The sequence below is a fragment of the Pseudomonas sp. PDM19 genome (genome assembly GCF_014852215.1).
Lineage (GTDB): Bacteria > Pseudomonadota > Gammaproteobacteria > Pseudomonadales > Pseudomonadaceae > Pseudomonas.
Genome location: NZ_JACVBG010000001.1, coordinates 1,450,835 through 1,474,809 on the forward strand (window position 1 = coordinate 1,450,835; position 23,975 = coordinate 1,474,809).

General features: G+C 63.4%; 29 protein-coding genes and 1 tRNA gene. 20 read left to right on the forward strand and 10 right to left on the reverse strand.

Translation table 11 applies throughout. The annotated features are described in order from the left end of the window. Positions 1-4: 4 nt before the first annotated feature. The 3 genes from IB273_RS06390 to IB273_RS06400 are packed head-to-tail and all read left to right on the forward strand — an operon-like array spanning position 5 to position 2,731. Positions 5-205 (forward strand): hypothetical protein, encoded by a 201-nt coding sequence (locus tag IB273_RS06390; protein WP_192223585.1) that lies wholly within the window; start codon positions 5-7, stop codon positions 203-205. A gap of 12 nt (positions 206-217) precedes the next feature. Beyond that, entirely contained in the window at positions 218-985 is a 768-nt protein-coding gene (locus tag IB273_RS06395) for a cell division protein FtsK (protein WP_192223586.1), read from the forward strand. Positions 986-988: 3 nt separating this feature from the next. Beyond that, positions 989-2,731 carry an AAA family ATPase gene (locus IB273_RS06400; RefSeq protein ID WP_192223587.1) on the forward strand — a complete coding sequence of 581 codons (1,743 nt, stop codon included), beginning with the start codon at positions 989-991 and terminating at the stop codon, positions 2,729-2,731. Between the two features lie 36 nt (positions 2,732-2,767). Here IB273_RS06400 and IB273_RS06405 read toward each other — a convergent pair whose 3' ends face one another. After that, entirely contained in the window at positions 2,768-3,472 is a 705-nt protein-coding gene (locus IB273_RS06405) for a hypothetical protein (protein ID WP_192223588.1), read from the reverse strand. A gap of 101 nt (positions 3,473-3,573) precedes the next feature. Further along, complete coding sequence (locus tag IB273_RS06410; RefSeq protein ID WP_192223589.1) at positions 3,574-4,230, reverse strand: hypothetical protein; 657 nt, start codon at positions 4,228-4,230, stop codon at positions 3,574-3,576. Between the two features lie 25 nt (positions 4,231-4,255). Between IB273_RS06410 and IB273_RS06415 the strand changes: the two genes are divergently transcribed. Further along, a complete protein-coding gene (locus tag IB273_RS06415; RefSeq protein WP_192223590.1) occupies positions 4,256-5,932 on the forward strand; it encodes a DNA cytosine methyltransferase in 1,677 nt (558 codons plus the stop codon). A gap of 33 nt (positions 5,933-5,965) precedes the next feature. On the opposite strand, the gene IB273_RS06420 is transcribed toward IB273_RS06415, so the two are convergent. After that, a complete protein-coding gene (locus IB273_RS06420) occupies positions 5,966-6,805 on the reverse strand; it encodes a hypothetical protein (protein ID WP_192223591.1) in 840 nt (279 codons plus the stop codon). 63 nt (positions 6,806-6,868) lie between these two features. On the opposite strand from IB273_RS06420, the gene IB273_RS06425 reads away from it, so the two are divergent. The 8 genes from IB273_RS06425 to IB273_RS06460 all read left to right on the forward strand — a co-directional run bounded on the left by IB273_RS06425 (position 6,869) and on the right by IB273_RS06460 (position 10,605). Continuing rightward, positions 6,869-7,252, forward strand: a complete 384-nt coding sequence (locus IB273_RS06425; protein ID WP_192223592.1) for a DUF1937 family protein — start codon at positions 6,869-6,871, stop codon at positions 7,250-7,252. Next, positions 7,249-7,620 carry an ASCH domain-containing protein gene (locus tag IB273_RS06430; RefSeq protein ID WP_192223593.1) on the forward strand — a complete coding sequence of 124 codons (372 nt, stop codon included), beginning with the start codon at positions 7,249-7,251 and terminating at the stop codon, positions 7,618-7,620. The genes IB273_RS06425 and IB273_RS06430 overlap by 4 nt, the downstream gene beginning before the upstream one ends. Beyond that, entirely contained in the window at positions 7,617-7,823 is a 207-nt protein-coding gene (locus IB273_RS06435) for a hypothetical protein (protein ID WP_192223594.1), read from the forward strand. Before IB273_RS06430 ends, IB273_RS06435 begins: the two co-directional genes overlap by 4 nt. Then, positions 7,820-8,737, forward strand: coding sequence for a hypothetical protein (locus IB273_RS06440; RefSeq protein ID WP_192223595.1), 918 nt, complete (start codon positions 7,820-7,822; stop codon positions 8,735-8,737). The genes IB273_RS06435 and IB273_RS06440 overlap by 4 nt, the downstream gene beginning before the upstream one ends. Then, on the forward strand, positions 8,737-8,967 hold the full coding sequence (locus tag IB273_RS06445; RefSeq protein ID WP_192223596.1) for a hypothetical protein: 231 nt from the start codon (positions 8,737-8,739) through the stop codon (positions 8,965-8,967). Before IB273_RS06440 ends, IB273_RS06445 begins: the two co-directional genes overlap by 1 nt. Then, positions 8,960-9,193 (forward strand): hypothetical protein, encoded by a 234-nt coding sequence (locus IB273_RS06450; protein WP_192223597.1) that lies wholly within the window; start codon positions 8,960-8,962, stop codon positions 9,191-9,193. Before IB273_RS06445 ends, IB273_RS06450 begins: the two co-directional genes overlap by 8 nt. 119 nt (positions 9,194-9,312) lie before the next feature. Then, positions 9,313-9,555: a DUF4224 domain-containing protein gene (locus tag IB273_RS06455; protein WP_192223598.1), complete on the forward strand. Its 243-nt coding sequence runs from the start codon at positions 9,313-9,315 to the stop codon at positions 9,553-9,555. Next, positions 9,556-10,605 carry a tyrosine-type recombinase/integrase gene (locus tag IB273_RS06460; protein ID WP_192223599.1) on the forward strand — a complete coding sequence of 350 codons (1,050 nt, stop codon included), beginning with the start codon at positions 9,556-9,558 and terminating at the stop codon, positions 10,603-10,605. Positions 10,606-10,733: 128 nt separating this feature from the next. Here the strand turns inward: IB273_RS06460 and IB273_RS06465 are convergent. Next, a tRNA-Ser gene (locus IB273_RS06465) sits at positions 10,734-10,821 on the reverse strand. 134 nt (positions 10,822-10,955) lie between these two features. On the opposite strand from IB273_RS06465, the gene IB273_RS06470 reads away from it, so the two are divergent. The 7 genes from IB273_RS06470 to IB273_RS06500 all read left to right on the forward strand — a co-directional run bounded on the left by IB273_RS06470 (position 10,956) and on the right by IB273_RS06500 (position 15,207). Next, positions 10,956-11,621 carry a Bax inhibitor-1/YccA family protein gene (locus IB273_RS06470; protein ID WP_024765156.1) on the forward strand — a complete coding sequence of 222 codons (666 nt, stop codon included), beginning with the start codon at positions 10,956-10,958 and terminating at the stop codon, positions 11,619-11,621. 115 nt (positions 11,622-11,736) lie between these two features. Beyond that, the gene (tusD, locus tag IB273_RS06475) at positions 11,737-12,129 is read left to right on the forward strand and encodes a sulfurtransferase complex subunit TusD (RefSeq protein ID WP_192223600.1); all 393 of its coding nucleotides are present in this window, start codon (positions 11,737-11,739) and stop codon (positions 12,127-12,129) included. Further along, on the forward strand, positions 12,129-12,488 hold the full coding sequence (gene tusC / locus IB273_RS06480) for a sulfurtransferase complex subunit TusC (RefSeq protein ID WP_192223601.1): 360 nt from the start codon (positions 12,129-12,131) through the stop codon (positions 12,486-12,488). Before tusD ends, tusC begins: the two co-directional genes overlap by 1 nt. Next, entirely contained in the window at positions 12,488-12,790 is a 303-nt protein-coding gene (tusB, locus tag IB273_RS06485; protein ID WP_192223602.1) for a sulfurtransferase complex subunit TusB, read from the forward strand. The genes tusC and tusB overlap by 1 nt, the downstream gene beginning before the upstream one ends. Next, complete coding sequence (locus tag IB273_RS06490; protein ID WP_151187240.1) at positions 12,787-13,122, forward strand: TusE/DsrC/DsvC family sulfur relay protein; 336 nt, start codon at positions 12,787-12,789, stop codon at positions 13,120-13,122. Before tusB ends, IB273_RS06490 begins: the two co-directional genes overlap by 4 nt. Further along, a complete protein-coding gene (locus IB273_RS06495) occupies positions 13,119-14,117 on the forward strand; it encodes a glycosyl transferase family protein (RefSeq protein ID WP_192223603.1) in 999 nt (332 codons plus the stop codon). Before IB273_RS06490 ends, IB273_RS06495 begins: the two co-directional genes overlap by 4 nt. An 88-nt stretch (positions 14,118-14,205) precedes the next feature. Further along, positions 14,206-15,207, forward strand: coding sequence for a glutathione S-transferase family protein (locus tag IB273_RS06500; protein WP_192223604.1), 1,002 nt, complete (start codon positions 14,206-14,208; stop codon positions 15,205-15,207). 76 nt (positions 15,208-15,283) lie between these two features. Here IB273_RS06500 and IB273_RS06505 read toward each other — a convergent pair whose 3' ends face one another. Genes IB273_RS06505 through ftsK form a run of 6 tightly spaced genes read right to left on the reverse strand, consistent with a single transcriptional unit; the run spans position 15,284 to position 22,778 of the window. Further along, entirely contained in the window at positions 15,284-15,574 is a 291-nt protein-coding gene (locus IB273_RS06505) for a lysozyme inhibitor LprI family protein (RefSeq protein WP_225594993.1), read from the reverse strand. Between the two features lie 53 nt (positions 15,575-15,627). Then, complete coding sequence (gene cysG, locus IB273_RS06510; RefSeq protein ID WP_192223605.1) at positions 15,628-17,013, reverse strand: siroheme synthase CysG; 1,386 nt, start codon at positions 17,011-17,013, stop codon at positions 15,628-15,630. A 1-nt stretch (position 17,014) separates the two neighbouring features. Then, positions 17,015-18,295 (reverse strand): serine--tRNA ligase, encoded by a 1,281-nt coding sequence (gene serS / locus IB273_RS06515; RefSeq protein WP_081520469.1) that lies wholly within the window; start codon positions 18,293-18,295, stop codon positions 17,015-17,017. A 46-nt stretch (positions 18,296-18,341) separates the two neighbouring features. Then, positions 18,342-19,667 carry a replication-associated recombination protein A gene (locus tag IB273_RS06520; RefSeq protein WP_081520470.1) on the reverse strand — a complete coding sequence of 442 codons (1,326 nt, stop codon included), beginning with the start codon at positions 19,665-19,667 and terminating at the stop codon, positions 18,342-18,344. A 56-nt stretch (positions 19,668-19,723) separates the two neighbouring features. Further along, positions 19,724-20,347, reverse strand: a complete 624-nt coding sequence (gene lolA / locus IB273_RS06525; RefSeq protein WP_192223606.1) for an outer membrane lipoprotein chaperone LolA — start codon at positions 20,345-20,347, stop codon at positions 19,724-19,726. Positions 20,348-20,366: 19 nt separating this feature from the next. Further along, a complete protein-coding gene (gene ftsK / locus IB273_RS06530; RefSeq protein ID WP_081520472.1) occupies positions 20,367-22,778 on the reverse strand; it encodes a DNA translocase FtsK in 2,412 nt (803 codons plus the stop codon). A 221-nt stretch (positions 22,779-22,999) separates the two neighbouring features. Here ftsK and trxB point away from each other — a divergent pair, with 221 nt between their 5' ends. Beyond that, on the forward strand, positions 23,000-23,950 hold the full coding sequence (gene trxB, locus IB273_RS06535; protein ID WP_081520473.1) for a thioredoxin-disulfide reductase: 951 nt from the start codon (positions 23,000-23,002) through the stop codon (positions 23,948-23,950). The last annotated feature ends 25 nt before the right edge of the window (positions 23,951-23,975 follow it).

The window sequence follows — 23,975 nt, forward strand, 5'->3', positions numbered from 1 at the left end:
GGCCATGGCCAGCCAGACCATCGAAGAGCAGTTCGACCGCGTGGAGGAGTTCACCAGCCTCCTCTGCGCGGCGGAGCTCAGTGCCGCCAACACCTGGGAAGAGCAGTTCACCGCCGACCTGCGCGCGAACTTCCAGCGCTACGGCGCGCGGATGTTCCTGAGCGAGTCCCAGCATTCCACCCTCGACCGCATCGCCAACCAGTAGGAACCCGACCCCATGAGCCAGAACAACGCCGCTTTCCTCCACATGACTGCCGACACGCTCGGCAAGAGCCTGCTGCAGGGCCTGATTCAGGAAATCCGCATCCTGCCGGACGTGTGGCAGAAGCTGTCCGAAGCCAGGCAGACCGACGTGATCGACCGCCTCGAGCAGCAGGTGCGCAACGCCGCCACCATCGCGGTGCACACCATCGCCGGCGCCGAGCGCGAGACCGTCTACGGCAAGCTCGAATCCATCGCGGCCAAAGACAAGATGAAGGCCGTTATCGTGGTGAACCACTCCAGCCCGAACAAGCACGACCTGCTGGACGCGGTGAACGAAGACTGCCTGCTGATCATCGGCGGGGCCGCTGAGTTCCTCGACGGCATGAAGGACGTGAAGGCCGACCCGGACCAGAACCCGCTCGACCTGAACGGCGGCGACCACGACATGGAAGACCCCGGCGCCTGGGGCGGCGAGCATGCTGCAGACGATAGCGACGTCGTCGACGCCGAGTTCCAAGAGCTGCCGCAACTCACCGTCGAGCGCTTCGCCGGCCACACCCTGGGCGAGATCGCCATCGGCGTCGCCACCAAGAAGGACGTGTTCGACGCAGCCTGGCTGCAATCGCGCTTCGCCCTCACCACCGAGGAAGCCGAGCGCGTCGTTCTCCAACTGCTGGACCAGGGCGTCATCGTGCTCGAGCAGGAGAACGAGGAAGCCCGCGAGCTGAACACCTACCGCGTCATCAAGAAGCCGGGGGACATTGCCCTCGACCTGGAGTGAGCCATGCGCATCACGAAAATCGAAATCACCAACTTCCAAGGGCTGCGTCATGCGGCCCTTGATGTTTCTGCGCCTGTGCTGCTGGTAGCCGGCCATAACGGCGCCGGGAAAAGCAGTCTTCTGGACGCCATATCCATGGCCTTCAATGGCCAGCCGCGCCGCGTCTCGCTGAAGAAGGAGATGGACAAGCTGGTCAGCGAGGGCGCCAAGAAGGGCGAGGCGCACGTCACCTTCCTCGACAACGGCGGTGACGAGCAGACGGCCTGGGTGATGTTGCCCACCGGCAAGAGCGCCCCTCTGGCCGACTCGCCGTTCCTGCCCTACGTGCTCGACGCCAGCCTCTTCGCCGCGCTGGACTCGAGGGAGCGCCGCAAGGTGCTGTTCGAGCTCAGCGGCGCCAGCGCCAGCCCGGCGGAAGTCGGCAAGCGCCTGGAAGCCAAAGGCCTGGACCTGAAGCTGTTCGAGAAGGTGAAGCCCCTGCTCCGCACCGGTTTCCCGGCCGCCGTCGAGCAGGCCAAGTCCTACGCCAGCGAGGCGCGCGGCGCCTGGAAGGCGATCACCGGCGAGAACTACGGCAGCGAGAAGGCCATCGACTGGGCGCCCGAGCTGGTGGCCACCGTGGTGACCGATGACCAGGTCGCCGAGGCCGGCAAGAACCTGCAGCAGTTCGAGGACGACCTCGCCGAGGCCCAGCAGACCCTGGGCGCCAGCAAGCAGGCCCGCGCGGCTGCCGACGGTCGCTCCCAGCGAATCGCCGCACTGCGCGAGCTGGCCGAGCTGGAGTCGCGCCGCCGCAACAAGCTCACCACCGACGAGCAGAGCCAGGACGAGTGGTCCGAGAAGGTCATGGCCGCCGAGCTGGCCTCGTCCGGCAGCGTACCGCACCAGCCGCTGACCTGCCCCCACTGCCAGGGCGCGGTGGACCTACAGGCCGGCGCCCTGGTGGTGCATCAGCCGCCGGAGCAGATCGCCGACGCCGAGGCGGCCAAACGGCTGCCGGAGTACCGCGAGTATCTGGCCAGCGCCCAGCGCGCCGTGGCCAACAGCCAGCGCGATCTGAACGAGTGCGTGGCCGCCGCGGAGCAGATCAAGGCCTTGGAAGCCGAGTCCGCCAGTGCGCCCACCGCCGAAGCGATCGCCAACGGCGAGCAGGCTATCAACGAGCTGCGCCAAGCCCGCGACGCGAACCGCGCGAAGCTGGTGGCCCTGCAGGAAGCCCTGGAGGCCACCGCCCAGCGCGAGTCCTCGATCAAGAAGGCGAAGGCCGCGCACCAGGATGTGGTGGCGTGGACCGGCATAGCCGATGCGCTGTCGCCCACTGGCATCCCGGCGGAGATCCTCGCCGACGCTATCGGCCCGGTGAACGACACCCTGAAGCGCCTGGCCGCCACCGCCGGCTGGTCGCCGGTGGAGATCAGCGCCGACATCGACGTGACCTACGGTGGCCGGCTCTATGGCCTGCTGTCGGAGTCGGAGCGCTGGCGGTGCGACGCGGTCATCGCCCTGGCCATTGCGACGATCTCCGGCCTGCGCCTGGCGCTGCTGGATCGTTTCGACGTGCTGGACCTGCCGAGCCGCGGTCAGGCCATCGCTCTTATGCGCGCCGTGACCTTCGACCGCGAGATCGACTCGGTGGTGATCGCCGGCACGCTGAAGGAGCAAATGGCGAAAACGCCGGAATGGCTGCAGGCGGTGTGGATCGACAAGGGCCACATCGCCGACGAGCAGCACCACCTCGCAGCATGACCCTCAACACGGGCGCCGCAATGGCGCCCCCCAAAACTAACTAATTGAGCGGTACTTAAGTCGTCGCTTCAGCTCAGCATTCAATGCGTTGCCTATGATTACTACCAAGCGAGATTGTCGATCTGTCTCGCTCGCAACAAACTCTAAGGCCCACCTCTTGTCGTGGGGAGTCCCTTTTTGCCTGAAAGCTGAGAACTGCATTCCATGGCGGCCATCTGCAACATAATCCACCGCATATGGGATAGCCACTACACTTGTATGCTTCGATCTATTTACGAGCGCATTTAAATAGACAAAATCGGGATGGTGGATCAAGGCACTGAACGGCTGATAAATCTGGACCATACCTTCAGCGACTAATTTCTCAAGAACATTGTGAGAATAAAAGGCCCCCTTTAGCCCGAGGGACAATGTCGCATTGAGTAAACTTCCGAGAGTATCTGCCACGCAGTGCAATGATTGAATACAAGCGTACAGATGCGCCTGAGATTGCCGCCTAATTATTTCAAACTCCTCCCCATGCTCATCGTGCACGTTGAACAGTCTACAAAAGACCTCCTCCTCACTACTTACTTGAGGCAGCTGACGTTCTAGAAGATCTTTGCACTCAAAGTAATGAAATTCGACAAACCAAAGTCGATCGGAAAGCGACCCAGCAGCCTCGGAGGCTATATTTCTTGCCTCACCATCGTAGAGCTTCAAAACAGCTTCGCGTAATTCCTTTGCATCCCATGAGGCCACGACTATCTCCGCCTATAAATCATGAAGGACTGCGAAGCCATTCAACGAAGACCAGGCCGCGCGCGTGTTTGACGCAGTAGGAGCTTGGGTTCAGCAAGCGATCACGAGTTTATAAAGGGTCGTTTTGATACTCGGACTCCACTTCGATTTCCTCGGTATTCAGTGTATGAAAACTCTTGGAGACCAACGACGCCTGCTCTTGTGGTATACCGAATTGAGATTGTCATCATAGTATCGAATGGAAGCGCCCCGTAACGAACGGAAAAATTAATCGTCTCTCCTGCAGATAAAGTTTCGATCATCCAATGGCACTCATCCTCGGGCATTAAAATAAACACCCTTTCGCAATACTCACCCAAATTGGTTAGGCGAAAAGCTCGGAACTCGCCATCTTCATCGCCATCGTAAAACACGTCTTCCACGTTGAGTTCTAGCAATGGCTCAAGAGTGCGCTCATTGTGCTTTAAGCTTAACCTTTGCGACTCAGCCATAGCAGTTTGTTGTTCAACAGAATTCCGCAACTCATCTGCCTGCATCTGAAGTGCCTTGTTATTTTGTTGCAACTCCATCCCTTGCTGGAAGTAGCCGAGTATCAGCCAAAGTATTGCAACCGGCCCAAACACACCGGCCAAGAAATCGCCAACTTCATTTAGATCCATAGTCTGAAGCGTCCCTATGCGCCCCCAGATCAGCCAACAGACTATCAACCCGTAGATAACAGTAAGAGCCAATCCAATTAGTGATAGCGCTCTATTCATTCGTCTTCTTCCTTGAGAAAAACCCATGATAAAGCGCACCCTCTACCACTTCCACTTCTGCTGCGGCCTAGGTGGCGGCGCCAAGGGTTTCAACCGAGCCCGCCCGCGCGTCGGCAACGTCGAAGCCGAATGGGAATGCCTTGGCGGTATCGACGTCGATCCTGCTGGTCTGCGCGACTTCGAGCGCCTGTCGGGCGTGCCCGGCACTGAATTGGACCTGTTCACCCGCGACCAGTACATCCGCTTCCACGGGAAGGAGCCGCTACCTAGTTGGCGCGAGGCCACCCCGGAGGACGTTCGCCGCGCAGCCCAAGGCAAACGCCCGGACGCCGTCTTCATCAGCTCCCCCTGCAAGGGCGCCAGCGGCCTCCTGTCCGAGAAGATGAGCCTCACCCCCAAATACCAGGCTCTCAACGAACTGACGCTGCGCTGCATCTGGCTGATGGGCGAGGCATGGGCCAATGACCCGGTGCCGCTGATCGTGTTCGAGAACGTCCCGCGCCTGGCCACCCGCGGCCGGCACCTGCTGGACCAGATCAACAGCTTGCTGAGCAGCTTCGGCTATGCCGTGGCCGAAACCACCCACGACTGCGGCGAGCTGGGCGGCCTGGCCCAGAGCCGCAAGCGTTTCCTGCTGGTGGCGCGCCATGTCGAGAAGGTTCCGCCGTTCCTTTACGAGCCGGAGAAGAAGAGCCTGCGTGCTGTCGGCGACATCCTTGGTCGTATGCCGATGCCAGGCGACATCGAAGCCGCGGGCCCTATGCACCGCGTCCCGTCACTGCACTGGAAGACCTGGGTGCGCCTGGCCCTGGTAGAGGCCGGCAGCGACTGGCGCAGCCTGAACAAGCTGGCGATCGAGGATGGCTATCTGCGCGACCTGATCATCGTGCCCGAGTACCGTTCGGGTTACATGGGCGTGCACAAATGGGATGACACCGCCGGCGCGATAGCTGGCCGCTCCGGCCCTACGAACGGAGCGTTCTCGGTTGCTGACCCGAGGTATCGCCAGGCAGCGAACTGGAACCATGGCCAGCAATTCGGCGTGATCCGCTGGGGAGAGTCATCACCGACAATTCCCGGGCAGACCATGCCAGGACAGGGCACTTTCAGCGTCGCCGATCCTCGCCCCGACTGGAACCGCCACAGCGGGAACTACCGGGTAATACCGTTCGACAGGCCGGCCGGCACCATCATCGCCGGCGGCAAGGGCGTCCAGGGCGGGCAACAGTCCGTAGCGGACCCGCGCATCCTGCACCGCGGCAAGGGTGACAACTACCTGACCGGCGGCCACTACGGCGTGATCGGCTTCGATCAGCATTCCGGAGCCATCGCGGCCAGCTCCCGCTACGATAGCGGTCGATTCAGCGTCGCTGACCCGCGCATCCCCGCTGCAGATGAGCGCCTGACCTGCATCATTCGAAGCCTCGACGGTACTTGGCATCGGCCTTTCACCACACTGGAGAAGGCCGCGCTGCAGAGCTTGGTCGATCCAGAGGAATACCTGGTGCTCGACGGCCTGAGCGACAAGGACTGGAGCGAGCGCATCGGCAACGCAGTTCCGCCGCACGCCGCGGAGGCTATTGCACACGTGATGGGGACCACCCTGCTGCTGGCCGGCATGGGCGAGACATTCATGCTCAGCAGCATGCCGATTTGGGTGCAGCCGGTGGCAGTGGCGCTGAGTGTTTCATGCAACCAATAATCGACCGTTAAACACCCTGCAACTAATGCCTACCTAAATTCCAGATGAGTCTGCAAGTTTGTGTGGCGAGTTTCTTAAAATGCAGTCATTAGCAATTTTACGAACCCAAAAGTCAACCTGACTGGTTGGAGAGACGTATGGAATATCATCATCCCCAAGAGCAAAAAACTCCAAGCGCCTGAGCACTTCGCAAATTGTATGAAGCACTATCGAACTGCTGCCAGCTACTAAATAGGTCTTTATTAACCCATCCGCCCAGATGAATTTTTTTCCACCCAACTCCAATCTATATCTTAAGTAATTACCAGAAAGAGCCACAGTATCGACAGCCCAAGAAATGAAATCTCTCTCTGAGCTAAACCCTCTCGAGTTCGCATGTTCAGAAAGCTCTTTATATCTCTTCTTCCATGCGGCCAATTCGACCCCATGCCCAGCCGTCTGTAGGTCACAGCCGGGCTTCCCATTATTTGGAAAAATGTCCCTATAGAGTCTCTCTCTATTTTCAAAGCGAATACCCAGATCGCTTTCAGTTTGATCAAGAAACTTATCAAACCTATCCCGGTGATTTGAATAGGCCTGAAGCATTGAAAAATTTCGACTTTCATCAGCGGAACGCTTAGCGGTATCTGCTGAGAGTTTCGCAATCGTTGCCGAGTCCTTTGCAATCACTGCTGACTTCCAAGCAGCAAATGCCGCAAAAGCGGTTGCTAAGCCTGAGACCATTTGAAAAACGTCGACGATTTTGAAGCTCCAGAAGCCGTCAGTGGGAACCGCAAATTCGGACAGTTCAATACTTGGAAGAACTTTCCCCCAAACGGCTCCCGCCGCAAACAAACACAGGCACCCAAGAAAAATAACTTTATCCCTGCTCATAGCTGTTCTCGATTTTTCCCTTCTCGATTATGCCATGTCGCCTGTACGGCGCGAGGACTCCCTATGCACCCCATCGTCTACGTCGCCGGCCCCTACCGGGCGCCGGATCGGGCAGCTATTGCCCGCAACATCGAGTCCGCCGGCCGCCTGGGCGCCTACGTCTGCACCCTGGGCTGGTTCCCGATCATCCCCCACATGAACACGGCCCACATGGAGCAGGAGCTGCCGAAGCTGGGCGACGAGTTCTGGCTGCGCGGAACGATGGCGCTGATGGAGCGCTGCGACGCGGTGGTTCTGGCGCCGGGCTGGCAGCGTTCCGCCGGAACCCTGGCGGAGATCACGCGGGCCGATGAGCTGCGCATTCCGGTCTACCGCGCCGCCGACCTGGTGCCGCGGGCGGAGACGTTCCTCCAGTGGCGGCAGGCGATGGAGGCGCGCAGAGCATGAAAGCACTCAGCATCCGCCAGCCCTGGGCCTGGCTGATCATCTACGGCGGCAAGGACGTCGAGAACCGCACCTGGCACACCAAGCTTCGCGGCCGGTTCCTCGTCCACGCGGCGCAGGGCATGACCTGGGACGAGTACCGCTGGGCTCGCTCGTTTGCCGAGCTGTATGGCTGCAGGAACCTGCCAGCGTTCGAAGAGCTGCAGCGCGGCGGGATCATCGGATCCGTTGAGCTGGTGGACTCGGTCGATACCAGCAGCTCGCCCTGGTACATGGGCGAGAAGGCCTTCGTCCTGCGCGATCCCCAGCCACTGCCGTTCCAGCCGATGAAGGGCCGGCTCGGCTTCTTCGACGTGGAGATCGCTGCATGACGACCTTCTACCCCAAGGCCAGTCGCTGCGAGGGTTGCAGCAAGCGGCACCAGGACTGCTCGGCCCTTCCCTTCCACCGGATGCCGGTGCACCGGCACGACGGCGGCGACGCCATCGTGATCTGCACCGAGTACCGCCAGATCAACCACTGCGCCAGTCTGCGCGACCGCTCAGAGCTGCGCCGGAATCGAGGTGTTGCATGAACGACTACAAATCAGCATTCAGCGCGATGGCCGCCGACATCGGCGCCATCATCGCCCTACTCGGCTTCGACACGTACCCGGGCGTGGACCCGATCTTGCGAGCCATCACCGACCTGGTGCTGGCGAAGGCCGAGACGGAGGGGCGCAGAGCTGAGCGCGACGCCGCCCAGGTCGCAGCAGAAGGTATCGAGGCGCCAACCGCCGTCGGCGCCCTGATCCTCGGCGGCGTAGTCAGCAGCACCGAACTGGGGGACAACGACGTCACCCTGGACAGCCAGGCGGTCGAGCGCCTGCAGCGCGAACTGGTGAAGGACTCCGAGGACATTGCCGTCGACCTGATGCTCGTTGGCCAGCACCACCGCATCCTGCAAGCGCTGCGGGCAGAGCGTGATATGTGGCGCGAGGCTGCTTGCTGGTCTAGAGCCGAGACGGTCGATTACATCGCAGCGCGCGCGAAGCTGCTTGAAGAGCGTGACGCCGCCCAGGCCAGGGTGGCGGAGCTGGAGCGCAGCACAGTCTACGTCGAGGCTCGCCAGTGCGACGAATGCCAGCACGGGGGGATCAACGACTCTGCCGATGGCTTGGCCGCCTGCCATGACTGCGACTGGACCGGGCCAGACCCTGCCGAGGACAAGTGCCCGGGCTGCCAAAGCGAGAACTGCATGGCTGCCGCCTGTCCGCAGTGCGGTGCGCGCTATGTCCTGGTGGCCAGCGAGGAGATCACCGCCCCGGTCGCCCAGAGCGGGCAGGTGCCGGATGTCGGGAACCCGAAGTGGGCAATCGGCACTCTGCGCGAGGCCGTCCAGTATTTGGACGCAAATAGCCTGAACCAGATTTCCAGCGGTTCAGTTCTTCACCGCTGCATGCGCGGTGCACTGGACGCCGCCGCCGCGCCGGCGCAGGGAGGTGAGTGATGGCTGAATTCAACGATACCGCCCGCCTCATCTTCATGCTGTCCAACCACCGCAAGGTGATCGTCGAGGTCTTGCCCGGAAACCGGAAGGACGTCTACGTCGAAGAAGGGTTTATGGGCGACGTGCAAGGCCCTGTCGTCACAGTTCGGGGCGATATCAGCGCCGACGAGCTGCTGGCAGCGAAGTGCCGCGCCATTGATCTGGCGATTCAGGGAGCCTCGAATGGCTGACGAATACATCTACGACGTGCACCACCTTACGCGCGACACCGACGGATCGCTGATCTGCCGCTGCCCACACTGCCAGGGCATCAACGCCCTGGACGGCTACGACCTGGAGGACGTCCAAGGCGAGCAGTACCACTGCCACTGCGGCGGCTGGTACCAGATCGACAGCGACGCCGTGCGCATCCGCTCAGGCCGTGAGCTCCCGCCGAACAAGGGCGTGCCTGGGTAGCCAGTTCGCTCCTGCGGCAGAGCCCCGCCACACCTGGGCGCGCCGGGCATTTCGCCCGGCTCGCCCCTACACCCCATCCAATCCCCGCCGGCCAGCGCCGGCGCGACGAGGTATTGCCCATGGAAAGCGAGATCCTCTCCGACGAGGAACTGGCCGAGATCACCGGCTACACGGCCTACGGCTGGCAACGCCGCTGGCTGAAGTCCCACAACTGGGTATTCGTCGAGGCTCGCGGCAAACGCCCGCTGGTCGGCCGGCAGTACGCCAGGATGATGCTCGGCATCAAGCCGGACTCCCTGGTCCTCCAGCCGCCACAACTCCCTACCCCAGCCTGGACGCCTGACTTCTCTCGGGTGAATTGAATGCGACCACGGAACAAGGAAAACCGCGACCTCCCGCCGGGCATGTACCGGCGGAAGCGCGAGCGCAAGAACGGAAAGGTCTGGATCGGCTACTACTACGAGGACTCCAGCGGCAAGGAGCGTCCGTTGGGCACCGATCTGGACATGGCGCGCATCAAGTGGGCTGAGCTGCAGGCCAAGGAGAAGCCGGCGGACCTGCGCATCATGCGCTCGATCTTCGACCGGTATGTCCGGGACGTCATCCCGGGGAAGGCGCCTCGTACTCAGAAGGACAACCTGATGGAGCTGAAGCAGCTCCGGAAGGTGTTCGACGACGCTCCGATCGACGCGCTGACGCCGGCGATGATTGCCCAGTACCGCGACGCCAGGAAGGCCAAAGTCCGGGCCAACCGGGAGATCGCCACCCTTTCTCACGTCTTCAACATGGCCAGGGAGTGGGGGCTCACCGCAACCCAGAACCCGTGCCAGGGCGTGCGCAAGAACAAGGAGACTCCGCGGGACTACTACGCCAACGACGTGGTCTGGGCTGCCGTCTACCGCTGCGCAGCGCCGGAACTGAAGGATGCGATGGACCTGGCCTACATCACCGGCCAGCGCCCTGCCGACGTCCTGGTGATGCGCCGCGACGACATCGAGGGTGACTACCTGCTGGTGAAGCAGGCCAAGACCACGAAGAAGCTCCGCATCCTGATCCGCAACGGCGACCAGGACAACAGTCTGGGCCAGTTGATCAAGCAGATGGCCGCGCGCCACCTTGGCCACCTGATCCCCTACCTGATCGCCAGCCCCACCGGCCGCCGGGTAACGGCCAGCATGCTGCGCCACCGCTGGGACGCTGCACGCGACCAGGCGCGGGCCGCGGCGACCGAAGCCGGCGACGAGCAACTGGCGAAGCGGATTGGTGATTTCCAATTCCGCGACATCCGCCCGAAGGCCGCCACGGAGATCAACGACGTGAAGGAAGCGAGCCGGTTACTTGGCCACACCGAGGAGGAGATTACGAAGCGGGTGTATATGCGGGTCGGGGCGATCGCCAAGCCGTCGATTTAGCGAAAGTTTCGGAACGCGTTCCGGATCATTTCGGAACTCTACGCCTGAAAGTTCCCCAGGCGAGCAACTCGCCGAAGACGCCAAAAACGCGAAAGCCCCGCATGGCGGGGCTTTCAACGTTGTAATAGTGGCGGAAGCGTAGAGATTCGAACTCTAGGACAGTTGCCCGTCGACGGTTTTCAAGACCGTTGCCTTAAACCACTCGGCCACGCTTCCACATGAGCGGGCGGCAATATTACCGGATCGCAACACACTGTCAAACTCTGATGATTCAGCGCGCTTTTCCCTCTGTTATGATGAGCATCACTACGGTCATGGATCCGTATCCCGCTTAACAGGAGTGTCTCGACATGCAAGAACGGCAATATCTCGACTCCACAGCCGTGGAGCAGAAAGAGGTCAGCGGCGTCCTGCGCAATACCTACGGCCTGCTGGCCCTGACTCTGGCCTTTAGCGGCCTGGTGGCCTTCGCCTCGCAGCAGATGCGCCTGCCCTACCCCAGCTTCTTCGTGGTGCTGCTGGGCTTCTACGGCCTGTTCTTCCTCACCGTGAAGCTGCGCAACAGCGCCTGGGGCCTGGTCAGCACCTTCGCCCTCACCGGCTTCATGGGCTACACCCTCGGCCCGATCCTTAACATGTACCTGGGCATGGCCAACGGCGCGAGTATCATCTCCTCGGCCTTCTTCATGACTGCCCTGGTGTTCTTCGGCCTTTCCGCCTACGTACTGACTACCCGCAAGGACATGAGCTTCCTGTCCGGCTTCATCACCGCGGGCTTCTTCGTGCTGCTGGGCGCCGTCCTAGTCTCGCTCTTCTTCCAGATCAGCGGCCTGCAACTGGCCATCAGCGCCGGCTTCGTGCTGTTCTCCTCGGCGATGATCCTGTTCCAGACCAGCGCGATCATCCACGGTGGCGAACGCAACTACATCATGGCCACCATCAGCCTGTACGTGTCGATCTACAACCTGTTCATCAGCCTGTTGCAGATCTTCGGCATCATGGGCAGCGACGACTGACCCTCGCGCCTCCCAGGAAAAAGCCCGTCTCGACGGGCTTTTTTCATTTTCGGCGCGGCAAACATCTGCATAGCGCCGTATCATCCAGCGAAAATTCGCCGATCAGGCCCGCTCCATGAAGTTCGTCATCGCCCTTTTCTCCCCGCCGCATTCGCCGGCAGCCCGCCGCGCCCTGCGCTTCGCCGAGACTGCATTGGCCGGCGGCCATGAAATCACCCGGCTGTTCTTCTACCAGGACGGCGTGCACAGCGCCTCGGCAAACACCGTCACCGGCCAGGATGAACTGGACGTCGCCGCCGCCTGGACGCGCTTCGTCACCGATCACCAGCTGGACGGAGTGGTCTGCATCGCCGCTGCGCTGCGACGGGGCGTGCTCAATCCAGAGGAAGCCAACCGCTATTCCCGTCCCGCCGCGAACCTGCAGGCGCCCTGGGATCTTTCCGGCCTTGGCCAACTGCATGAGGCAGCGCAACTGGCGGACCGTCTGGTCTGCTTCGGAGGCAACTGATGGCCAAGTCCCTGCTGATCATCAGCCGTCAGGCGCCCTGGGCCGGCCCCGCCGCCCGCGAGGCGCTGGATATCGCCCTGGCTGGCGGCGCCTTCGACCTGCCGATCTCGATGCTCTTTCTCGATGACGGCGTGTTCCAGCTCGCTCCCGACCAGCGTCCCAGCACAGTTGAACAGAAGGACCTGCAGGCGAATCTGCAAGCCCTGCCGCTGTTCGGCGTGGAAGCGCTCTATACCAGCAGCCGCAGCCTTGCCGAACGCGGATTGGACGGCGCGAGCCTGACCCTGCCCGTCCAGGCGCTGGACGATGCCGCCCTGCGCAGCCTGCTGCAAACCCATGACCAGGTGATCACGATCTGATGGCTACTCTCCACCTGCTCTCGCACTCTCCCTTCAATGACGGCCGGCTCGCCAGCTGCCTGCACCTGCTCGGCCCGGACGATGGCCTGCTGCTGACTGGCGAAGCCGTCTACTCCCTGCGCGAGGGCACCGCCCCTTGCCAGGCACTGGAGCTGATGCCCGCCGCCAATGTGCTCTTCGCCCTGCTGGAAGACCTGGAGGCCCGCGGCATGGATGATGTACCCGCCCGCGTCGTTGCCGTGGATTACCCCGGCTTCGTCGAGCTCTGCACCCGTTTCGACAAGGTGAACGCCTGGCTATGAGCACCCTACTGGTCAACGGCCACTCCCTGCCGCTGGACAAGGACGGCTACCTCGTCGACCTGAACGACTGGAGCGACGTCGCCGCCGAGGCCCTGGCACACAACGAGGGCATCCACCTGACTCCCGAGCACTGGGAAATCCTCCTGCTGCTGCGCGAGTTCTACGGCGAGTTTCAGCTCTCGCCGGCCAACCGTCCGCTGATCAAGTACGTCGCCCAGAAGCTGGGTGCGGAAAAGGGCAGCAGCCTGCACCTCAACCTCCTGTTCAAGGGCACACCGGCCAAGCTTGCCGCCAAGCTCGCCGGCCTGCCGAAGCCGACCAATTGCCTATGACCACCTCCCCGCTCGTCCTGCAGCCACCCGCCGAACACCCCTTCGCCCAGTTCGTCCGCATCCTGGGCAAAGGCAAGCGCGGCGCGCGCGGCCTGACCCGCGAGGAAGCCCGCGAAGCCCTCGGCATGATCCTCGACGACAAGGTCGAGGAAGCGCAGCTGGGTGCCTTCCTGATGTTGCTGCGGCACAAGGAAGAAAGCGCCGAGGAACTCGCCGGCTTTACCGAGGCCGTACGCTCCCGCCTGCAGGCACCGAAGATCGCCGTGGACCTCGACTGGCCCAGCTACGCCGGCAAGAAGCGTCACCTGCCCTGGTACCTGCTGGCCGCCAAGTGCCTGGGTGGCAGCGGCACCCGTATCCTCTTGCATGGCGGCGGCGCGCATACGGCTGGCCGGGTCTACAGCGAACAGCTGCTCGAGCAGCTCGGTCTGCCACTGTGTCGCGACTGGAGCTCGGTCAGCCAGGCACTGGACGCCAAAGGTATCGCCTTCGCCCCATTGGTCGATTGGATGCCGCGCCTGCAGCACATGATCGACCTGCGCAATACCCTGGGTCTGCGCTCCCCCATGCACTCGGCCGTGCGCCTGCTCAACCCGCTAAGCGCTACCTGCGTACTGCAGAGCATTTTCCACCCCGGCTACCAGGAGGTGCACCGCGAGGGCAGCCGCCTGCTCGGCGACTACGCCATCGTCATCAAGGGCGAAGGCGGCGAGATCGAGATGAACCCGGACGCCACCTCCCACCTCTATGGTTGCCGCGACGGCGAAGCCTGGGACGAAGAGTGGCCGGCGCTGTCGCCGCTGCGCCACGTCAAGCCGGAAACGCTGGACCCGGCACACCTGGCCGCCTTCTGGCGCGGCGAAGCCGAAGACGCCTACGGCGAACTGGCCGTCCGCGCGACCATGGCACTCGCCCTGCGCGCCATGGGAATGCAGCGCGACGAAGCCTTCGCGGAAGCTGGCAAGCGCTGGGCTGCGCGGGATAAATCGATTTAATCGATACTTGGAATCCTGTTTTTGCGCTAAACAATCGAGCCATAGCCGATAGACTGGTCCCATCTCCCCCGTGTTCTGGAGCAATGAGATGGGACAGTTGATCGATGGCCGCTGGCATGACCAGTGGTATGACACCAGCAAGGACGGCCGCTTCCAGCGCGAGAACGCGCAGCGCCGCAACTGGGTTACCGCCGACGGCCAACCCGGCCCCACCGGCGAAGGCGGCTTCCGCGCCGAAGCCGGCCGCTATCACCTCTATGTATCCCTGGCCTGCCCCTGGGCCCACCGCACGCTGATCTACCGCCAGCTCAAGGGCCTGGAATCGCTGATCGACGTCTCGGTGGTCAGCTGGCTGATGCTGGAAAACGGCTGGACCTTCGACAAAGCCCTCGGCTCCACGGGCGACAAGCTCGACGGCCTGACCTTCCTCCATCAGCGCTACACCAAGGACGACGCGAACTACACCGGCCGCGTGACCGTGCCAGTGCTGTGGGACAAACACGAGCAACGCATCGTCAGCAACGAATCGGCGGAGATCATCCGCATGTTCAACAGCGCCTTCGACGGCATCACCGGCAACCCGCTGGACCTCTACCCGGAGCCGCTGCGCGCGCAGATCGACGAACTGAATGAGCGCATCTACCCGGCAGTGAACAACGGCGTGTACCGCGCCGGTTTCGCGACGACGCAAGACGCCTACGAAGAGGCCTTCAAGACCCTGTTCAACGAACTGGATTGGCTGGAAGAGCGCCTGAGCAAGCAGCGCTACCTGGCCGGTGAATACCTGACCGAAGCCGACGTGCGGCTGTTCACCACACTGATCCGCTTCGACGCGGTCTACCACGGCCACTTCAAGTGCAACCTACGGCGCCTGGCGGACTACCCGAATCTGTCCGGCTGGCTGCGCGAGCTGTATCAACTGGAGGGCGTTGCCGGAACCGTGGATTTCCAGCACATCAAGAACCACTACTACGCCAGCCACCGCACCATCAACCCAACCGGCGTCGTGCCGCTCGGCCCCCTGCAGGACTTCACCGGACCGCACGGACGGGACCACCTGCCGGGCAAAGGGATCACGCGCAGGGGCTGACCAGCAGCACCGCTCCTGTGGGAGCGGGCCGCGCCTGCAATTCGCGGACAAGGTCCGCGCCTGCAGGAGCACCGAGTCAGATCGGTTTGTCGATACCGTCGTAGACCTTCTGCAACGCGTCCAGACGTTCCTGGTAGCGCTGCTTGAGGCAGGCCTTGTTGGCGCCGCAGGCGCGGCGCTGCTCCAGCCAGGCGAGCTGGGAGTCACCCAGGTTTCCGCGCATGCCCATGGCGAACAGGCCGCGCAGCAGGCGGTAGGTGGTCGCCACCTGCACATCCATCTCGGAAAGCTGGCGATCCGCGCAGATGGCCTTCTCGTCCGCCTGCTTGGCCTTCTTGCAGTCGAAGCTGGCCGCATGGGCTGGCAAGGCGATGCAACCCAGCGCACACGCAGCGCCCAGGATCGCAACGCGCGGGGATATCACTGCTGCCCCTCGAACCACGCCAGCTTCTCACGCAGCTGCACCACTTCCCCGACAATCACCAGAGTCGGTGCATGCACTTCATGCTCGGCCACCAGCTCCGGCAGGTTTGCCAGGGTGCCAGTGAACACGCGCTGGTGCACTGTGGTGCCCTGCTGGATGAGCGCCGCCGGCGTATCGGCGGAACGACCGTGACGCACCAGTTGCTCGCAAATGACCGGCAAGCCAACCAGGCCCATGTAGAACACCAGGGTCTGCCCGGGGGCGACCAGATCGTTCCACGGCAGGTCGGTGCTGCCGTCTTTCAGGTGGCCCGTCACGAAGCGCACGGACTGCGCGTAGTCACGATGAGTCAGCGGAATACCGGCATAGGCAGCACAACCGCTGGCCGCCGTAATGCCCGGCACAACCTGGAATGGGATGCCATTGGCTGCCAGTTCGTCGATTTCCTCGCCACCACGTCCGAAGATGAACGGGTCGCCGCCCTTCAGGCGCAGCACGCGCTTGCCCTGCTGGGCCAGCTCGACCAGCTTGCGATTGATCTCGTCCTGCGGCACGGCGTGGTCCGCACGGCGCTTGCCGACGTAGAGTCGGTCTGCGTCACGGCGACACAACTCGAGGATGGCCGGCGCAACGAGGCGGTCGTAGAGCACCACGTCGGCCTGCTGCATCAGGCGCAGGGCGCGGAACGTCAGCAGGTCGGGATCGCCCGGACCGGCGCCAACCAGATAGACCTCACCGCGAGACTCCGCCTGCGGCGATTCCAGCTTGTCCGCCAGCAGGCGCTCGGCTTCGCTTGGCTGGCCGGCGATCATGCGCTCGGCGACCGGGCCCTGGAACACCTCCTCCCAGAACTTGCGGCGTTGCTGCAGGTCCGGCAGGCGCCGCTTCACGCGCTCGCGGAAGCGGCTGGCGAGACCGGCCAGTTGGCCGTAGGTCGCGGGAATCCAGGTTTCCAGCTTGGCGCGCAGCAGGCGTGCCAGTACCGGCGCATCGCCGCCACTGGAAACCGCCACCACCAGTGGCGAGCGGTCGACAATGGCCGGGAAGATCACACTGCACAGGGCCGGCGCATCGACGACATTGACCGGAACGCCACGCTCGTTGGCGTCGCGGGAAACCTGGGCATTGAGCGGCTCATCGTCGGTGGCGGCGATGACCAGAACGCAATCCTGAAGATCACCCTGAGCGTAGGGGCGCAGGAGCAATTCGCCCGCGCCCTCCTCGATCAGCTCACGCAGCTCCGAATGCACTTCCGGAGCCACGACTCGCAGCACTGCGCCGGCGTCGCTCAGCAGGCGCGCCTTGCGCAGTGCGACATCACCGCCGCCGACCAGTAGCGCGCGACGTCCGCGCAGGATGTGGAACAGCGGCAGGAAGTCCATCTCAGCCGATGACCTCGATGCCCGCCATGTACGGCTTGAGCACTTCCGGTACACGGATCGAGCCGTCGGCCTGCTGGTAGTTCTCCAGCACGGCGACCAGGGTGCGGCCCACGGCCAGGCCCGAGCCGTTGAGGGTGTGCACCAGCTCCGGCTTGCCGGTCTCCGGGTTGCGGTAGCGCGCCTGCATGCGGCGGGCCTGGAAGTCGCCGCAGTTGGAGCAGGAGGAAATCTCGCGGTACTTGTCCTGGCTCGGCACCCAGACTTCGAGGTCATAGGTCTTGGCCGCGCCGAAGCCCATGTCGCCAGTACACAGCGCCAGGGCGCGGTACGGCAGCTCCAGGGCCTGGAGGACCTTCTCGGCGTTGCCGACCAGGCTTTCCAGGGCCTCCCAGGACTTGGACGGCTCGACGATCTGCACCATCTCGACCTTGTCGAACTGGTGCTGGCGGATCATGCCGCGGGTATCGCGGCCCGACGCACCGGCTTCGCTGCGGAAGCAGGGCGTGTGAGCGACGAACTTCAGCGGCAGCTCCTTCGCATCGAGGATCTGGCCGGCAACGATGTTGGTCAGCGAGACTTCGGCGGTCGGGATCAGGTACAGGTCCGCTTCGTCTTCGCGCTGGATCTTGAACAGGTCTTCCTCGAACTTCGGCAGCTGGCCGGTGCCTTGCAGCGCCGGAGCCTGCACCAGGTACGGGGTGTAGGCCTCTTCGTAGCCGTGTTCGCGGGTGTGCAGGTCGATCATGAACTGCGCCAGGGCGCGGTGCAGGCGGGCGATCGGGCCGCGCATCAGCGCAAAACGGGCGCCGGACAGACGGGCGGCGGTCTCGAAGTCCAGCCAGCCGTGCTGCTCGCCCAGGGCGACGTGGTCCTTGATGTCGAAATCGAAGGTGCGCGGGGTTCCCCAACGGCGGACTTCGACGTTCTCTTCCTCGTCAGCGCCCACCGGCACAGACTCGTGCGGCAAGTTGGGGATGTTCAGCAGCAGGCTGTCCAGCTCGGCCTGGATGGCGTCCAGCTCGCGCTTGCCGGATTCCAGCTCCTCGGCCATGCGGTTGACCTCGGCCTTCAGCGGCGCGACGTCTTCACCATTCTTCATGGCCTGGCCGATGGCCTTGGAGCGCGAGTTGCGCTCGGCCTGCAGCGTCTCGGTGCGGGTCTGCACGGATTTGCGCTGGCTCTCCAGCGCTTCGATGCGCGCCACGTCCAGGGTGAAGCCGCGAGTGGCCAGGCGTTCGGCCACTTCCTGCGGCTGGGTACGAACCAGTTTGGAATCGAGCATGGTGTCTTCTCGTGTCTAGTGTCAGGCGGCGCTCGCGGGCGCCACTTCAGGATTTTCTGCGACGGCGGGAACTGGCCTTGTCGAGGCTGGCCAGGTGGCGCAGCTTTTCGCCGATCTTCAGTTCGAGCCCGCGCGGCACGGGTTGGTAATACTGGCGCGGTTCCATGGACTCGGGGAAGTAGTCTTCTCCGGCCGCATAGGCATCCGGCTCATCATGGGCATAACGGTACTCGTCGCCATAGCCCAGGTTCTTCATCAGCTTGGTCGGTGCGTTGCGCAGATGCAGCGGCACTTCCAGCGAACCGCTCTCCGCCACGTCACGGCGCGCCGTGTTGTAGGCGTTGTAGACGGCATTGCTCTTCGGCGCGCAGGCCAGGTACACGATAGCCTGCGCAATCGCCAATTCACCTTCGGGGCTGCCGAGGCGCTCCTGCACATCCCAGGCGTGCAAGCACAGGGTCAGGGCGCGCGGATCGGCGTTACCGATGTCCTCGCTGGCCATGCGCACTACGCGACGGGCGATGTACAGCGGATCGCAGCCGCCATCGAGCATGCGCGAATACCAGTACAGCGCGCCATCAGGGCTGGAGCCGCGCACCGACTTGTGCAGCGCGCTGATCTGGTCGTAGAAGGCCTCACCGCCCTTGTCGAAGCGCCGGCGCGAGTCGCCCAGCAGGTTCTGCAGCAGCTCGGCACTGATCTCGCCGTTGTCCTCGGCGAGATCGGAGGCGTTCTCCAGCAGGTTGAGCAGGCGCCGGCCATCGCCATCGGCGGCAGCCATGAGGATGGCGAAGCTGTCGTCAGGCAGGCTCAGGTTGCGCTTGCCCAGCCCCTTCTCCTCGGTCAGCGCGCGCTCGACCAGTCGGCGCAGGGCTGCTTCGTCCAGGCTTTTCAGCACATAGACGCGGGCGCGGGAGAGCAACGCGTTATTCAGCTCGAAAGACGGGTTCTCGGTGGTCGCGCCAATGAAGATCAGCGTGCCGTCTTCCACATAGGGCAGGAAGGCATCCTGCTGGCTCTTGTTGAAGCGGTGCACTTCGTCGACGAAGAGGATGGTGCGGCGGCCGTACTGCGCGGCGTGCTGCTTGGCCACTTCCACCGACTGGCGGATTTCCTTCACGCCAGAGAGCACCGCGGAGATGGTCTCGAAGTGCGCGTCAGTGACCTGGGCCAGCAGCTTCGCCAGAGTCGTTTTGCCGACCCCAGGCGGGCCCCAGAAGATCATCGAGTGCAGCGCGCCCTGCTCCAGCGCCTCGCGCAGCGGCTTGCCGCGGGCGAGCAGGTGCTCCTGGCCGACGTACTCGTCCAGGCTGGTCGCGCGCAGGCGCGCGGCCAGGGGCTGGGAAACGGGGGCGGAGCGGAACAGATCCAAGGTCTTACCTATTTATCACTCAAAGCTGGGGACTTGACGCAGGCGCGCAGTACCGGTCACTCCTGGATGACGTCGACGCCCTTGGGCACCTCGAAGACGAATTGCTTGGCGTCCATCGCCTCGTTCATCTTCACGTCGAAGAACAGGATGTTGGTGCGCTGGCCGACGCTGTCGATCAGCTGCATGTCGTTCACCACGCCACTGCGGAAGGAAATCCGCAGGCTGTCGAACAGGGTGTCCTTGGACTTCGGCTTGAGGGTGAAGTCGACCACGTTGCCGCCATCTTTGGCGGTGATGTCGAAGCTCTGGCCGATCTTCGACACATCACCGGAGAGCAACAACGCCGGGGTCTGGGTCAGGCGCTGGTCGAGCTTCTGGATGGTCACCTGTTCCAGGTCCGGATCGTACAGCCAGATTTTCTCGCCATTGGAGATCAACAGCTGCTCGTTCGGAGCATCGGTGTGCCAGCGGAACAGCCCCGGACGTTTCAGGCCCAGGGTGCCGGCGGTTTCCTGCAGGCGGGTGCCGCTGCCGTCCAGGGTCAACTGGGAAAAGCGCGCGGTCATTGTCTGGGCCTTGGTGAGCATCCCGCTCAGGCGCTGCGCAGCAGCCTCGTCGGCATGGGCCTGGGCGCCGGCAACAGCCAGCGCAGCAACGAACAACAGGCGGATCAGACGCATCGAAATCCTCGAAGTCGAATCAATCACGGATCGGGGCCGGCGCCATTACTTCGCGCGAGCCATTGGTATTCATCGGAGTGACCACGCCGGCCATCTCCATTGCCTCGATCATCCGCGCGGCGCGGTTGTAGCCGATCTTCAGCTTGCGCTGCACGGCGGAGATCGAAGCCCGGCGGCTTTCGGTCACGAAGCGCACGGCTTCGTCGTAGAGCGGATCGTCCTCGCTGCCCTCGCCGCCTTCGCCGCCACCACCGCCCTCGAACGAACCGCCACCGCCCTCTTCGGCGCCAGCGAGGATGTCCTCGATGTAGTTCGGCGCGCCACGCAGCTTCCACGCCTCGACGACGCGGTGTACTTCGTCGTCGGAGACGAAAGCGCCATGGACGCGGATCGGCAGGCCGGTGCCCGGCGGCAGGTAGAGCATGTCACCGTGCCCCAGCAGTTGTTCGGCGCCGCCCTGGTCGAGGATGGTGCGCGAGTCGATCTTGCTGGAGACCTGGAAGGCGATACGGGTCGGGATGTTCGCCTTGATCAGGCCAGTGATCACGTCCACCGACGGACGCTGGGTCGCCAGGATCAGGTGGATGCCCGCCGCACGCGCCTTCTGGGCGATACGGGCGATCAGCTCTTCCACCTTCTTGCCGACGATCATCATCATGTCGGCGAATTCGTCGACCACCACCACGATGGTCGGCAGCGTCTGCAGCAGTGGCGCTTCGTCTTCCATGCTCTCGCGGCGGTACAGCGGGTCGGTCAGCGGGGTGCCTGCTTCCTCCGCGTCCTTCACCTTGCGGTTGAAGCCTGCGAGGTTCCGCACGCCCATGGCCGCCATCAGCTTGTAGCGGCGCTCCATCTCGGCGACGCTCCAGCGCAGCGCGTTGGCGGCCTCCTTCATGTCGGTGACCACCGGACAGAGCAGATGCGGAATGCCTTCGTAGATCGACAGTTCCAGCATCTTCGGGTCGATCATGATCAGCCGCGCCTCTTCGGGCGTGGACTTGAACAGGATCGACAACAGCATCGCGTTCACGCCCACCGACTTACCGGAACCGGTGGTACCGGCCACCAGCAGGTGCGGCATCTTCGCCAGGTCGGTGATGATCGGGTTGCCGCCGATATCGTGACCCAGGGCCAGCGGCACGGTGGACTTGTGCTCGTCGTATTCCGGCGTCATCAGCACTTCGGAGAAGCGCACCATCTGCCGGTCTTCGTTGGGAATCTCGATTCCGACGGTGGTCTTGCCGGGGATGACTTCCACCACGCGCACGCTGATTACGGCCAGCGAGCGCGCCAGGTCCTTGGCCAGGTTGGAGATGCGGCTGACCTTCACGCCGGCGGCTGGCTGGATTTCGAAACGGGTGATCACCGGACCCGGATGCACGGACTCGACGATGACCTCGACACCGAACTCCTTGAGCTTGATCTCCAGCAGGCGCGACATAGCCTCCAGGGACTCGGGCGAGTAGCTCTGCTTCTTTTCCGACGCCGGGTCGAGGATCGACAGCGGCGGCAGCGTGCCTTCCACGGCGGTATCGACGAACAGCGGCGCCTGCTTCTCTTTCAGCACGCGCTTGCTCGGCTCGGCCGGCTTGGTGGGCGGCGGCGGGACGTCGATCTTCGGCGCCACGCGCTTTTCGCGCTCCTGCACGCTCTTGACCAGCGCTTCCTCGCGCTCGATCAGGCGTTCCTTGACCTTGGCCTGCTCGCGGCGATCGGCAACGATGGGCGCGGCGACTTCGGCCACACGTTCGTCGACCTCACGCAACTGGGCGACGAGCTGCTTGTGCTCGCTGCGGGCGCTCCACCAGCGGTTGGTGGCGTTATGGATGAGTTCGAACAGATCGAGGGTGATCTTGCCGGTGACGTCCATCACCTTGAACCAGGACAGGTCGGCGAACACCGTCATGCCGAACAGGAACAGCGCCAGGAACAGCAGCGTACTGCCCTGCACGTTCAGCGCATTGATGCCCAGTTGGCCCAGGCTCTCGCCCAGGGCCCCGCCAGCCGTGGCCGGCATGTGAGCACCGCTGGTGTGGAAATGGATGTAAGCCAGCGCGGAGCCGGACAGGACCAGGAACACCAGGCCGATCAGACGCCAGGAGAACAGCCAGCCGCTCCACTCCCAGGCCATGTGGCGCTTGCGGAAGACCTGGTAGGTCTTCACCGCCAGCAGCAGCGGAAACAGGTAGGCGAAATAGCCCAGCACCATGAACAGGATGTCAGCGCTCAGCGCGCCCAGGCGGCCGGCCGCGTTCTGCACCTGTTCGACGTGGCTGGAGTGGCTCCAGCCCGGATCGGAGGAATCGTAGGTGAGCAGTGCCATCCAGAGGTAAAGGCAGAGCGCGCCGAGCGCGATCAGGGCCCCTTCCTTCAGACGGTAATGCAGTTGCTGGCGCCAGGCGGCGGCATGGCTTGCTGTGGTGTCCTTCAAAACGCTTCTATTCCTGCGCTCTACGCGCGTCCGAGAGTCGTTGGGCCGCGAAACGGGCCTATTGTACGGCTTTGGCCGGCCGATGCCAGCGAACCCGGGTGTGCCTGACTGCGCTTTTGCCGGCTTTCCGGGGTTCGGTGTAGCATAGCCCAACACCGCTTTTCGGCTGCTCAATTGGAGCATGCATTCTCTTACGTGACAAAGGCTTATGGAGTCTTTTTATGAGTGAAGTCAAGCATTCGCGCCTGATCATCCTGGGCTCCGGCCCCGCGGGCTACACCGCGGCCGTGTACGCCGCGCGCGCCAACCTCAAGCCTGTTGTCATCACCGGCATCCAGCCCGGCGGCCAGCTGACCACCACCACCGAGGTCGACAACTGGCCCGGCGACGTCGAGGGCCTGACCGGCCCGGCCCTGATGCAGCGCATGGAGCAGCACGCCAAGCGTTTCGATACCGAGATCGTCTACGACCACATCCACACCGCCGAGTTGCAGCAGAAGCCCTTCACCCTCAAGGGCGACAGCGGCACCTACACCTGCGACGCGCTGATCATCGCCACCGGCGCTTCGGCCCAGTACCTGGGCATGTCCTCGGAAGAAGCCTTCATGGGCAAGGGCGTTTCTGCCTGCGCTACCTGTGACGGTTTCTTCTACCGCAACCAGGTCGTCTGCGTGGTCGGCGGCGGCAACACCGCCGTGGAAGAGGCGCTGTACCTGTCCAACATCGCCAAGGAAGTCCACCTGATTCACCGCCGCGACAAGCTGCGCTCGGAGAAGATCCTGCAGGACAAGCTGTTCGAGAAGGCCAAGAACGGCAACGTCCGCCTGCACTGGAACACCACCCTGGACGAAGTCCTGGGCGACAACATGGGTGTGATCGGCGTCCGCCTGAAAGACGCTGAAAGCGGCGAAACCCGCCAACTGGACCTGTCCGGCGTATTCATCGCTATCGGCCACAAGCCCAACACCGACCTGTTCAAGGGTCAGTTGGAGATGCACGACGGCTACCTGAAGATCAAGGGCGGCGCCGAAGGCAACGCGACCCTGACCAGCATCGACGGCGTGTTCGCCGCCGGCGACGTGGCCGACCACGTGTACCGCCAGGCGATCACTTCCGCCGGCGCCGGCTGCATGGCCGCGCTGGACGCCGAAAAGTTCCTCGACGACAACTGATCGGCGCCAGGGGAGGCTCGCCCTC

Coding starts and splice junctions, on each gene's coding strand:
- IB273_RS06470 (WP_024765156.1), top strand. CDS start 10,956: ATGCAAGAACGGCAATATCTCGACTCCACAGCCGTGGAGCAGAAAGAG.
- IB273_RS06500 (WP_192223604.1), top strand. CDS start 14,206: ATGGGACAGTTGATCGATGGCCGCTGGCATGACCAGTGGTATGACACC.
- IB273_RS06455 (WP_192223598.1), top strand. CDS start 9,313: ATGGAAAGCGAGATCCTCTCCGACGAGGAACTGGCCGAGATCACCGGC.
- IB273_RS06435 (WP_192223594.1), top strand. CDS start 7,617: ATGACGACCTTCTACCCCAAGGCCAGTCGCTGCGAGGGTTGCAGCAAG.
- tusC (WP_192223601.1), top strand. CDS start 12,129: ATGGCCAAGTCCCTGCTGATCATCAGCCGTCAGGCGCCCTGGGCCGGC.
- IB273_RS06460 (WP_192223599.1), top strand. CDS start 9,556: ATGCGACCACGGAACAAGGAAAACCGCGACCTCCCGCCGGGCATGTAC.
- IB273_RS06430 (WP_192223593.1), top strand. CDS start 7,249: ATGAAAGCACTCAGCATCCGCCAGCCCTGGGCCTGGCTGATCATCTAC.
- IB273_RS06420 (WP_192223591.1), bottom strand. CDS start 6,805: ATGAGCAGGGATAAAGTTATTTTTCTTGGGTGCCTGTGTTTGTTTGCG.
- cysG (WP_192223605.1), bottom strand. CDS start 17,013: ATGGACTTCCTGCCGCTGTTCCACATCCTGCGCGGACGTCGCGCGCTA.
- tusB (WP_192223602.1), top strand. CDS start 12,488: ATGGCTACTCTCCACCTGCTCTCGCACTCTCCCTTCAATGACGGCCGG.
- IB273_RS06395 (WP_192223586.1), top strand. CDS start 218: ATGAGCCAGAACAACGCCGCTTTCCTCCACATGACTGCCGACACGCTC.
- IB273_RS06490 (WP_151187240.1), top strand. CDS start 12,787: ATGAGCACCCTACTGGTCAACGGCCACTCCCTGCCGCTGGACAAGGAC.
- IB273_RS06445 (WP_192223596.1), top strand. CDS start 8,737: ATGGCTGAATTCAACGATACCGCCCGCCTCATCTTCATGCTGTCCAAC.
- IB273_RS06390 (WP_192223585.1), top strand. CDS start 5: ATGGCCAGCCAGACCATCGAAGAGCAGTTCGACCGCGTGGAGGAGTTC.
- lolA (WP_192223606.1), bottom strand. CDS start 20,347: ATGCGTCTGATCCGCCTGTTGTTCGTTGCTGCGCTGGCTGTTGCCGGC.
- IB273_RS06495 (WP_192223603.1), top strand. CDS start 13,119: ATGACCACCTCCCCGCTCGTCCTGCAGCCACCCGCCGAACACCCCTTC.
- IB273_RS06440 (WP_192223595.1), top strand. CDS start 7,820: ATGAACGACTACAAATCAGCATTCAGCGCGATGGCCGCCGACATCGGC.
- IB273_RS06450 (WP_192223597.1), top strand. CDS start 8,960: ATGGCTGACGAATACATCTACGACGTGCACCACCTTACGCGCGACACC.
- IB273_RS06410 (WP_192223589.1), bottom strand. CDS start 4,230: ATGAATAGAGCGCTATCACTAATTGGATTGGCTCTTACTGTTATCTAC.
- IB273_RS06415 (WP_192223590.1), top strand. CDS start 4,256: ATGATAAAGCGCACCCTCTACCACTTCCACTTCTGCTGCGGCCTAGGT.
- trxB (WP_081520473.1), top strand. CDS start 23,000: ATGAGTGAAGTCAAGCATTCGCGCCTGATCATCCTGGGCTCCGGCCCC.
- serS (WP_081520469.1), bottom strand. CDS start 18,295: ATGCTCGATTCCAAACTGGTTCGTACCCAGCCGCAGGAAGTGGCCGAA.
- tusD (WP_192223600.1), top strand. CDS start 11,737: ATGAAGTTCGTCATCGCCCTTTTCTCCCCGCCGCATTCGCCGGCAGCC.
- IB273_RS06425 (WP_192223592.1), top strand. CDS start 6,869: ATGCACCCCATCGTCTACGTCGCCGGCCCCTACCGGGCGCCGGATCGG.
- IB273_RS06400 (WP_192223587.1), top strand. CDS start 989: ATGCGCATCACGAAAATCGAAATCACCAACTTCCAAGGGCTGCGTCAT.